Consider the following 12051-nt stretch of genomic DNA (forward strand, 5'->3'; position numbering starts at 1 on the left):
TATATCAATAAGAAAGCTTATAATCCCAATATTTTTTGACAAAACTTTGACATTTTCACACAAAAAAAGAAGAAAGCTCCTGTCGGTAGCTTTCTTCTCACAAGGTATATTATCCCTTATTTTTCTGATACAGTTTTTAATTCCTCTAATAATTCTTCTACGTAATGTTGTGCACTTTGTGCTGCAATACTACCGTCACCTGTTGCAGTTACAATTTGACGAAGCATTTTTTCACGAACATCACCAGCTGCGAAAATACCAGGGATTTTCGTTTCCATACGTTCGTTCGTTTCAAGGTAACCATTTTCATTTGTAATACCTAGTTCAACAAATGGTTTTGATAAAGGTAACATACCGATGTATACGAATACGCCGTCAGTTTTGACTTCTTTCTCTTCTCCACTGTTTACGTCTACAAGTGTTACACTTCCTACTTTACCGCTTGCTTCGTTAATTTCTTTTATAGTGTGGTTCCAAATGAAATCTACTTTTTCATTTTGGAAAGCACGGTCTTGTAAAATTTTCTGTGCACGAAGCGTGTCACGACGGTGAACGATCGTTACTTTTGATGCGAAGCGTGTTAAGAACACACCCTCTTCAACAGCAGAATCTCCGCCGCCAATTACGATAAGTTCTTTTCCTTTAAAGAATGCCCCGTCACATACTGCACAATATGATACACCACGGCCGCCAAGTTCTGTTTCACCCGGTACACCAATTTTTTTATACTCTGCACCGCTTGCAACGATAATTGCACGTGCTTTATATTCTTTTTTACCAGCAATAATTGTTTTGTATTCTTTACCGTCGATGACTTCTTTCACATCACCGTATGCATATTCAGCACCAAATTTCTTCGCATGCTCGAACATTTTATTTGATAAGTCTGGCCCTAAAATAGACTCATAACCTGGGTAGTTTTCTACATCTTCCGTGTTTGCCATTTGGCCACCTGGAATACCACGCTCAAGCATTAATGTGCTTAAATTTGCACGAGATGTATATACTGCAGCTGTCATACCAGCTGGTCCTGCACCAATAATAACGACATCATAAATTTTTTCTTCTGACACACTATTCACTCCTATCCATTCCTACACAATTAAGTTACCCTCATTATACTGTTAGCATCATTTTTTTCCCAATGATTTGCTTATCTTATGTGTGCGTACGCTTAACTGCTTGCACATACTTTCGGACAGTCGCTACAGATACATTATATACATCTCCAAGCTCCGACTGTGTCATTTTATTTCCTTGTTCGCCGCGTACAATGTATTCAATCGCAGCTGACCAGCCGTACACATTTGTAAATATGTCTCCAGATGTATATAAACGTATGAACGTACAAAACCAAAAGTGTAAACACTCTTCAATTAATTCATCATCTTTTTTCGTATAATTGTATAAGGCATCCGCGATTCTCGCGCACTGCTCAAATTGTTGTAAATCAGCTGGAATACTCTTATGACTATTAAGTAAAAAGAAGTACTTTGCAAGTTGCGATACGATGGGAACACCGTTCTTCACTTGCGTTATATCAAAGAAGAATCCAACCTTCTCTGGCGTTGACAATTCATTCATTAAATATAAAGCTAGCATTTGTTCTTCTAGCGTCGCACTTTGCTGAAATGATTTTCGTAATTCTTCAAATAACACGTTTTGTCCTTCATCTGCTAAATTCAGCGCATTCCACGGTTCTTTTCCCTTTTTATCAGGATGCAATTCCACGACATGTTGCCACATTTTTTCAGCTAGTTGCTGATCTTTCACCATATATGCAGAATATGCAAACCAATAATAAAAACTAACGTCTCCTTCGTATCCTTGACGCTTTAATAGTTTGAACCATTTATATGCATGCTCGAAATAACCAATTGTTGCAAGTGTAGTTCCCAGTTTCAAGCGATGTTCAAATGAAATCGGATATACCGAAACTAACTGTCCCGCTAACGCTTCTACTTGTTTATGCTCTCCAATTGAATATAGAAAAATAAGCGTATTACAAAGCGCATGTATATTACCAGGGTTTTTCTCTAAAATCATTTCTGTTAACTTCAGTGCTTTGTCTACATTACCCGATTGAAAATGTGCAATGGCTAAATTATTATGACCTGACCAAAATTCCGGATAATCTTTCGTAACAATTTCTAATGTAGCAATTGCTTCTTCCAATTGTCCATTACGAATATAACGATTCGCTTCTTCCTGCATAACAATTAAATCATCTTCATCTTCAATCTCTTCCGCACCCATTGCTTCTTCTTCCATAATCTCAAGAAGTTCTAATGTATCTTCTACGAATTCCTTCTCTTTTGCAACTTCTAAATAACGATCCGCATATTTCTTCGCCTGTTGAAATAACCCCATATATGCATAATTATTTGCAATAAAATAATAGCACTGTTCAAGTTCTGGATTAGATCTAACTAACTTTAAGAAGATTTGGTTCGACTCTTGATATTCACCAGCCTCAGATAATACTGTTGCTAATTGACATAAAATAAACGGCTCCTTCTCACTTTGTGCCGCTCTTCGAAAATATTTAATTGCATCTTGCAATTTTTGCCCTTTGTAAGCTCTCATCCCTTTTTTATAAAAGAAGTCCGCTAATTGATTAAAAGAGATAACTTGTCCGTTCTCCTTATATATCCTTTGATTTTTCCCCATATATCCTCCAGTTTTTTGTTTTCTTCGCTCACACATTCTTCTATCTATAAGTATAAACGATTCCGTAAAAAACAAAACAGTATATTATACTCAATTATTTCCTTTTTATTCATAAAAAAAGAGGAGAAATGTTACATTTTCACCATGAACCTTCTCTTGCGGTCATTTGCTCTCTCGTATAAATAATACGCATTGGATTTCCACCTACGAAAGCACCGCTCGGTACATCTCTATGAACAAGTGTGCCAGCTGAGACAGTCGCACCGTCTCCAATTTTCACACCTGGTAATATTGTTACATTCGCTCCAATCATCACTTCATTTCCAATGACGATTTCCCCAAGTCGATATTCACGAATTAAATATTCATGCGCTAAAAGCGTTGTATTATAGCCAATAATCGAATTCTCTCCCACAGTTATCTTTTCCGGGAACATAATATCCGGCATTACCATAAGCGCAAATGATGTTTTCTTTCCTACTTTCATCCGTAAAAAAGTACGGTACAACCAATTCTTCACAGATAAAAATGGCGTGTAACGCGCAATTTGGATAATAATAAAGTTTTTCATTACCTTCCAAAAAGACACTGTTTTATACACATTCCATAATGAATTTTCTCCTGAAACAGGATAGCGCGTTGTCCGTCGCACTTAGCTCGCTCCTCTACTAACTTACTTGGACCTTTATGAACGGTTCATATTAGACAAAATCGGTAGCAAATCACTCATTTTATCTAGCATAAAGTCCGGCTTGTAAGCTTCTAAATACGCTCTACCTTTCAGCGTCCATGAAACCGCAGCTGTTTTCGTCCCCGCATTTTGACCACCGACAATATCATGATGATTATCTCCAACCATCAATGCCTCTTCTGGTTTTGCATCTAATAATTCAAGCGCTTTTTGAAGTGGCTCTGGATGTGGTTTCACATGCTCTACATCATCAATTGTCACGACAACATCAAAAAATTCATCAAGCTTTGACAACTGTAATCCCATCTCAACGGTTTGTCTCGCTTTCGTTGTAACAATACCAACTTTATAACCTTGCTTCTTCAACTCTCGAACCGTTTCATATACAGTTTCATATTCTTCTACTAATTCATCATGATGATCATGGTTAAATTCGCGATAACTTGTAATCATCTCTTCAACCTTACTTTCATCAATCTTACTGAAAGTATCATGCAAAGATGGACCGATAAATGGCAACACATCTTCACGCTTATATTGATTTGGATAATACGTATTTAAAGTATGTAAAAAAGAAGAAATAATAAGTTCGTTTGTATTAATTAAAGTTCCATCTAAATCAAATAACACTGTATTTATTCTCATTGCCTTAGTCCTTTCGCCTTCCTGAATATGAAAGAAGCAGCATCTTATAATAAGATGCTACTTTTCTCTAATTTTCCGAATATCTTTTATCAGCTTGCCCCATTTTTCGTCTCACAATAATGAAAATAATAGAAATAACAACAAGTCCAATTGACATTACTTGTGCAATACGAAGTGGTCCTAGCATTAAACTATCTGTACGTAAGCCTTCTACGAAGAAGCGTCCTACTGAATACCAAATTAAATATGTGAAGAATAATTCCCCGCGGCGTAAATTCACTTTTCTTAATGCAAGTAGTAAAATTACACCTGCAAAATTCCATAATGATTCATATAAAAACGTCGGATGATAGTACACACCCTCAATATACATTTGATTAATAATGAAATCTGGTAAATGAAGACCTTCTAAAAACTGTCTCGTTACTTCATCACCATGCGCCTCTTGGTTCATAAAGTTTCCCCATCGGCCAATTGCTTGTCCTAGTAAAATACTTGGTGCAGCAATATCCGCCAACTTCCAGAATGAAACCCCGCGTCGCTTTGCAAAAAGAATCCCTGTAATAACCGCCCCGATTAAACCACCATGAATCGCCAAGCCACCTTGACGAATATTAATAATTTGACTCGGGTTTTGCGCGTAATATTCCCATTCAAAAATAACATAGTACATTCTCGCAAATAGAATAGCGATCGGTACTGCAATTAATACAAGGTCAACAAATGTATCTTTTGGAATACCTAGCCTTTCTCCCTCGCGAGTTGCTAGCCAAAGACCTAATAGCACACCTGTACCGATAATAATCCCGTACCAATAAACAGGAAACGGCCCAAGTTGGACAGCTACGCGGTCAAGCTGCGGTACAGAACCTAACAGCATATGTATGACCTCCCTCTCCAATGTTTACTCCTGATTCCCTAACTCAATCGCACTCATTAATCGTTCTGAGAACTGCTGTGCTGCATTGACTCCCATACGCTTTAAACGGAAGTTCATCGCTGCTACTTCAATAATAACAGCCAAGTTTCGACCAGGACGAACTGGAAGTGTAATCTTCGTAAGTTCTGTATCAATAATTTTCATCTTCTCTTCATCAAGACCTAAGCGATCATAGTTTTTCTTTTGATCCCAAATTTCAAGATTAATAACAAGTGTAATACGCTTATAATTTCGCACTGCCCCTGCACCGAATAACGTCATAACGTTAATGATACCTAGACCACGAATTTCTAATAAATGCTCAATTAAATCTGGTGAGCTTCCTACTAATGTGTCTTCATCTTCTTGGCGAATTTCTACACTATCATCCGCAACAAGGCGGTGACCACGCTTCACAAGTTCAAGAGCTGTCTCACTTTTACCAACACCACTTTGACCTGTAATTAAAACACCAACACCGTAAATATCTACTAATACACCATGAACAGCAGTTGTTGGTGCTAGCTTACCTTCTAAATAATTAGTTAAACGACTTGATAATCTCGTTGTCGTTTGAGAAGAACGTAATAAAGGCATGCCCGATTCACGTGATGCTTGTAATAACTCATCTGGTACATCTTGATTACGAGTTATAATAATACATGGCGTCTCCTCGGTACAAAGCGCTTTCATTCTCTCTTGTTTTTGCTCTGTTGTTAACGTATCAAAGAACGTAAGCTCCGTTTTTCCAAGAAGCTGCACGCGATCAGCTGGATAATATGTAAAGAATCCTGCCATTTCAATTCCAGGTCGTGATAAATCACTTGTATCAATCGGACGATGAATTCCTTCCTCACCACTTATTAACTCCAATTGAAATTGTTCAATTAAATCTTTTGTCCTTACTTTTGGCATATGTATAAACCTCCACTCCGCTGCGGGTTCAGTCTCGTTTGATGTAAAATTCCATTCTACCGGATATTGTACCATTTTTTTCTGGAAACAAGAAATACGGTTTCTAATAAATAGAAAAAAACATTTCATACGAATAATGAAATGTTTTTCTTTTTGTCATTTTCTCTTTTTTTCATATATAGGTTCCACAATTGCCTTCTCAATAATCATATTAAAAATTGAAATACAAATTGCCGCAACAATCGCTACACCAAATCCTGATATATTAAAAGCATCTCCTAATAATGAATCTGCTATTTTTAACGTAATCGCATTAATAACAATTAAGAAGAAGCCGAAAGTTACAACAGTAATTGGTAGCGTAATTAAAATTAAAAACGGCTTTACGAACACATTTAAAACCGCCAATATAATACTCGCAATAATTGCAGTTTGTATATTTGCTACGTAAAATGCATCTGGTGCAATCCCTTTTAAAAGCCCCGATACAGCGATTAACACAACGCTATTTACAAGAAGTGATACAATCCATCTCATTTCGTCACACATCCTTTTAAACATATATATTTCATCATACGCTAATAGATAATAAACGCAAGTATGATACAAACACTTATATCAACTTATTCTATCTTTCATGCTTGTATACCTACTAACATACTTACCAGTTTTTCCTCGTAAAATAAAAACCGAGCGTCATTTCCACTCGGTTTTCATCAATAAACTTATTGCGATAACTCTACTTCTTTTATTTTCTCTTTCATTCTTGCTTTATCACGATTTAAAATCTCTTTTAAATACTTACCAGTGTACGAGCGCTCTTCTTTTACTACTTGCTCTGGCGTTCCCGAAGCGACGATTTGTCCACCTTTGTCCCCGCCTTCTGGTCCAAGATCAACAATATAATCAGCTGTTTTAATCACATCTAAATTATGTTCAATTACAAGTACCGTCTCACCACTCTCAACAAGACGTTGCAGCACTTCTAGAAGACGTGCAATATCATGCGCATGCAACCCAGTCGTTGGCTCATCTAAAATATATAACGTACGACCTGTAGAACGACGGTGTAATTCAGAAGCTAATTTCACACGCTGTGCTTCCCCACCAGATAATGTTGTTGCTGGTTGACCTAATTTCATATAACCAAGCCCAACATCTACAAGCGTTTGAAGTTTACGCTTAATTTTAGGAATATTGGCGAAGAATTCTACTCCATCTTCAATTGTCATCCCTAACACTTCAGAAATATTCTTATCTTTATATTTCACTTCTAACGTTTCACGATTATATCGTTTACCGTGACAAACTTCACACGGAACATACACATCTGGTAAGAAATGCATTTCGATTTTAATAATTCCATCACCACGGCACGCTTCACAACGGCCACCTTTTACGTTAAAGCTGAAACGTCCTTTTTGATATCCGCGCACTTTAGCTTCGTTCGTTTGTGCAAACACATCACGAATATCATCGAATACACCTGTGTACGTCGCTGGATTAGAACGTGGTGTACGACCAATTGGCGATTGATCAATATCAATTACTTTATCTAAATGTTCAAGACCTTTAATCTCTTTATGAATACCTGGCTTCGCTTTCGCTTTATATAACTTTTGCGCTAACGATTTATATAGTACCTCATTAATCATCGTACTTTTACCTGATCCAGATACACCTGTTACCGCTACAAACGTACCGAGTGGGAATGACATTTTTGCATTCTTTAAGTTATTCTCTTTTGCGCCGACAATCTCCACTTTACGTCCGTCACCTTTACGTCTTTCAAGTGGAACTGGAATAAACTCTTTACCGCTTAAATATTTTCCTGTTAACGAATTATCATCTTGCATCACTTCAGCTGGTGTCCCTGCCGATACAACTTGCCCACCGTGAATACCTGCACCTGGTCCGATATCAAGTAAATAATCAGCAGCCATCATTGTATCTTCATCATGCTCAACAACGATTAATGTATTACCTAAATCGCGCATTTCTTGCAATGTACGAATAAGACGATCGTTATCGCGCTGGTGTAAACCAATTGAAGGCTCATCAAGAATATAAAGTACGCCAGTTAGACGAGAACCAATTTGCGTCGCTAAGCGAATACGCTGCGCCTCACCACCTGATAACGTACCAGCCGCACGACTTAGCGTTAAATAATCTAAACCAACGTTCACTAAGAATCCAACGCGCTCCTGAATTTCTCTTAAAATTAAATGAGCTATTTTTTGTTGCTTCTCCGTTAGCTCTACATTCGAGAAAAATTCTTGTACTTCTTGAACTGAATACTTCGTTACGTCAGCAATCGTTTTATCACCAACAAAAACAGCTAAGCTTTCAGGCTTTAAGCGGCCGCCTTTACACTTCGGACAAGCTTGTTCTGCCATATACTTTTCCATTTGCTCACGAATGTAATCAGAACTCGTTTCACGATAACGACGTTCAATGTTTGGAATAACACCTTCAAATAAAATCTCATTTTCCTTTACTTGACCGAATTCATTTACATAGCGGAAATAAACCTTCTCTTCCCCGCTTCCGTACAACACTTTATCAAATAAATCTTTCGGTATATCTTTCACAGGCATATCCATATCAACGCCGTAGTGATTACATACAGATTGTAAAAGTTGTGGATAGTATTGTGAACTTGTCGGTTCCCAAGGTGCAATCGCATGTTCATTTAATGATAAATCCCAATTCGGGATAACAAGCTCTAAATCTACCTCTAGCTTTGAACCAAGTCCATCACAAGAAGGACAAGCTCCGAACGGACTGTTGAATGAGAACATACGCGGCTCTAATTCTCCGATTGAAAAACCACAATGTGGACAAGCATGATGTTCACTAAATAGAAGTTCCTCTTCTCCCATTACATCGATTAACACTCGGCCTCCGCCAAGCTTTAATGCACTTTCAAGTGAATCAGCAAGACGGCTTGCAATTCCTTCCTTTACAACAATACGGTCAATTACAACTTCAATAGAATGCTTCTTATTTTTATCTAGTGCAATATCTTCAGACACATCAAGCATTTCACCATCAACACGTACACGAACATAACCTTGCTTCTTAATATCTTCAAGTACTTTTACATGTGCACCTTTACGTCCTGACACGATGGGAGCTAACACTTGTAATTTCGTACGTTCAGGATATTCAAGAACACGGTCTACCATCTGCTCTACTGTTTGTGATGTAATTTCAATCCCATGATTTGGACAAATTGGTGTACCAATTCGCGCAAATAATAAACGTAAATAATCATAAATCTCCGTTACCGTTCCGACAGTTGAACGTGGATTCCGACTCGTCGTTTTTTGATCGATTGAAATCGCTGGTGACAATCCTTCAATCGTATCTACATCCGGCTTATCCATTTGTCCTAAAAACTGGCGCGCATACGCAGATAACGATTCTACGTATCTGCGCTGCCCTTCTGCATAAATCGTATCAAATGCTAATGATGATTTCCCCGAACCAGACAATCCCGTTACAACGACAAGCTGATTTCTCGGAATGGTTACATCAATATTTTTTAAGTTATGTGCTCTAGCACCTTTTACAACGATAAAATCCTTGCTCTTACTCACTCTTTTCACCCTTCCGCTTTTAATTCTAATAGTAAATCTCTTAGTTCAGCTGCACGCTCGAAGTCTAACGCTTTTGCTGCTTCTTTCATCTCTGCTTCCATCTTCGCAATTGTCTTTTCACGCTCTTTTTTCGTCATTTTCTTAGCAGGAGTTGCTTCGTATGTTTCTGTCTCTTCAGCAGTTGTCGTTGCACGGATTACATCACGTACGCCTTTTTGAATCGTTTTCGGCGTAATACCATGCTCTTTATTGTAGGCTTCTTGTATAGTACGACGACGCTGCGTTTCTTCAATTGCAATTCCCATTGATCTTGTTATACGATCTGCGTACATAATAACGCGGCCGTTTTCATTACGCGCGGCACGACCAATTGTTTGAATTAATGAGCGCTCTGAACGTAAGAACCCTTCCTTATCAGCATCTAAAATCGCTACAAGTGATACTTCTGGAATATCTAATCCTTCTCGTAATAAGTTAATACCGACAAGTACATCAAACTTACCAAGGCGAAGGTCACGAATAATTTCAATACGTTCTAACGTTTTAATTTCAGAATGAAGATAGTTCACTTTAATTCCTACATCTTTTAAGTAGTCCGTTAAATCCTCTGACATTTTCTTCGTTAAAGTCGTAATTAATACACGTTCATTTTTTGCAATACGATCTTGAATCTCTCCTAATAAATCGTCAATTTGCCCTTCAATAGGTCGTATATCAATTGGTGGATCTAAAAGCCCTGTTGGACGAATAATTTGTTCTATTACTTCTGGTGACTGCTCTAACTCGTACGGTCCTGGCGTCGCTGAAACGTAAATAACTTGATTTGTTTTCTCCTCAAACTCATCAAACATGAGCGGTCTATTATCTAAAGCTGACGGCAGACGGAATCCATGATCCACAAGCACTTGCTTACGTGCTTGGTCCCCGTTATACATCGCTCTTACTTGTGGCACTGATACGTGCGACTCATCCATAACAATTAAGAAATCTTCCGGGAAATAGTCCAATAACGTATACGGTGTTGCACCCGCTGGACGAAGTGTTAAATGACGGGAATAGTTTTCAATCCCTGAACAAAAGCCCATCTCGCGCATCATTTCTAAATCATAACGTGTACGCTGCTCTATACGCTGTGCTTCTAGCAACTTACCGTTATCATTTAACTCCTTTAAACGCTCTTCTAATTCTTTTTCAATATTTTCAATAGCGACCTTCATTTTCTCTTCACGTGTAACGAAGTGAGATGCTGGGAAGATTGCTACATGATCACGTTCTGCTAATACTTCACCTGTTAACGCATTTACTTCACGAATACGATCAATTTCATCGCCGAAAAATTCAATTCGAATACAATGCTCATCAAGTGATGCTGGGAAGATTTCAACTACATCTCCGCGCACACGGAATGTACCACGCTTGAAATCAATATCATTACGTCCATACTGTACATCAACAAGTTCACGAAGCAATTGATTACGGTCCTTCTCCATACCAACTCGAAGTGACACAACTAACTCGCGGTATTCTTCAGGAGAACCTAAACCATATATACACGATACACTCGCAACGATAATTACATCGTCCCGTTCAAATAATGCAGACGTTGCCGAGTGACGCAATTTATCAATTTCATCATTAATCTGCGCGTCCTTTTCAATAAACGTATCTGTTTGTGGTACATACGCTTCCGGCTGATAATAATCGTAATAACTAACAAAATACTCAACTGCATTATTCGGGAAAAAGTCTTTCAACTCACTATATAACTGTCCTGCTAACGTTTTATTGTGAGCCATAACAAGTGTTGGCTTTTGCACTTCTTTAATGACATTTGAAATCGTAAATGTCTTACCCGTTCCTGTCGCTCCAAGCAACACTTGCTTTTTCTTTCCACTATTAATTCCCTCTACAAGCTTCTCTATAGCTACCGGCTGATCACCTTGCGGGGAATACGCTGATATAATTTCAAATTGATGTTCCAAGTATAATCCGACCTCCTCATAAAAATCTGTATTATTATTTTACCACGAATGCCTATAAAAAACCTAAAAAAACGAACAGATATTCGGTAAAGTTTTCGACAATATACACATAGAAAAAGGAAGGAGTAAATACTTCCTTCCTCTACTAACTCTATTTTTTAGGTACATATACTAAGTCATATCCATTGCGCCCAGCTTCATTCATACAATCTATTAACCGATAAGTACTTTCTGATTCGCGCTGCTCTTTAACAATCCTTTTACAGCTATCTTTATGTAACCCTTTATCCTTCCCAGCAAATTTGTCTTTTCTATTATCTGACACATAAAATATATCGTTCCCACTATACTCTAACGTTTGAAAAATCGGGTCCCCTTCAAGGGTATACTGTACAATTCTTATTTTATCAACTTCCCTTTGCTCGACATTCAAAACGAACTTTTCAAATTTATCTAGATTGGAAATCCTGGTTCCCTTTACAATAACATCGTTCTTCTTATCAATTGTAGTGTTAGATGGTGCACATGCTACTAAACTAAAGAGAAATAGACATATAAAGCTGGTTCTTTTTTCTATTGTCATCCTCTCCTATAAAAATTATTTGTATACCCAAAAGCTACTTTCAA

At 37.7% G+C, this 12051-nt stretch carries 10 protein-coding genes; all 10 read right to left on the reverse strand.

What is annotated here, in order from left to right:
* Positions 1-116 precede the first annotated feature (116 nt).
* Complete coding sequence (trxB, locus tag ACTJJY_RS19915) at positions 117-1073, reverse strand: thioredoxin-disulfide reductase (protein ID WP_001288078.1); 957 nt, start codon at positions 1071-1073, stop codon at positions 117-119.
* Positions 1074-1158: 85 nt separating this feature from the next.
* The gene (locus tag ACTJJY_RS19920; protein WP_440606352.1) at positions 1159-2670 is read right to left on the reverse strand and encodes a tetratricopeptide repeat protein; all 1512 of its coding nucleotides are present in this window, start codon (positions 2668-2670) and stop codon (positions 1159-1161) included.
* Between the two features lie 139 nt (positions 2671-2809).
* Positions 2810-3322: an acyltransferase gene (locus tag ACTJJY_RS19925; RefSeq protein WP_440606353.1), complete on the reverse strand. Its 513-nt coding sequence runs from the start codon at positions 3320-3322 to the stop codon at positions 2810-2812.
* Between the two features lie 33 nt (positions 3323-3355).
* A complete protein-coding gene (gene ppaX / locus ACTJJY_RS19930; RefSeq protein WP_001222403.1) occupies positions 3356-4006 on the reverse strand; it encodes a pyrophosphatase PpaX in 651 nt (216 codons plus the stop codon).
* 67 nt (positions 4007-4073) lie between these two features.
* Complete coding sequence (lgt, locus tag ACTJJY_RS19935) at positions 4074-4886, reverse strand: prolipoprotein diacylglyceryl transferase (RefSeq protein ID WP_000924240.1); 813 nt, start codon at positions 4884-4886, stop codon at positions 4074-4076.
* 24 nt (positions 4887-4910) lie between these two features.
* Positions 4911-5840, reverse strand: coding sequence for an HPr(Ser) kinase/phosphatase (gene hprK / locus ACTJJY_RS19940; protein ID WP_001127251.1), 930 nt, complete (start codon positions 5838-5840; stop codon positions 4911-4913).
* Positions 5841-5996: 156 nt separating this feature from the next.
* The gene (locus ACTJJY_RS19945) at positions 5997-6377 is read right to left on the reverse strand and encodes a phage holin family protein (protein WP_440606354.1); all 381 of its coding nucleotides are present in this window, start codon (positions 6375-6377) and stop codon (positions 5997-5999) included.
* A 188-nt stretch (positions 6378-6565) separates the two neighbouring features.
* Positions 6566-9442, reverse strand: a complete 2877-nt coding sequence (gene uvrA / locus ACTJJY_RS19950) for an excinuclease ABC subunit UvrA (RefSeq protein ID WP_440606355.1) — start codon at positions 9440-9442, stop codon at positions 6566-6568.
* 5 nt (positions 9443-9447) lie between these two features.
* A complete protein-coding gene (gene uvrB, locus ACTJJY_RS19955; RefSeq protein WP_000400989.1) occupies positions 9448-11424 on the reverse strand; it encodes an excinuclease ABC subunit B in 1977 nt (658 codons plus the stop codon).
* Between the two features lie 151 nt (positions 11425-11575).
* Positions 11576-12007, reverse strand: a complete 432-nt coding sequence (locus ACTJJY_RS19960; protein ID WP_440606356.1) for a DUF4362 domain-containing protein — start codon at positions 12005-12007, stop codon at positions 11576-11578.
* Positions 12008-12051: the final 44 nt, after the last annotated feature.

The organism is Bacillus sp. 22475 (assembly GCF_052044835.1).
GTDB lineage: Bacteria > Bacillota > Bacilli > Bacillales > Bacillaceae_G > Bacillus_A > Bacillus_A cereus.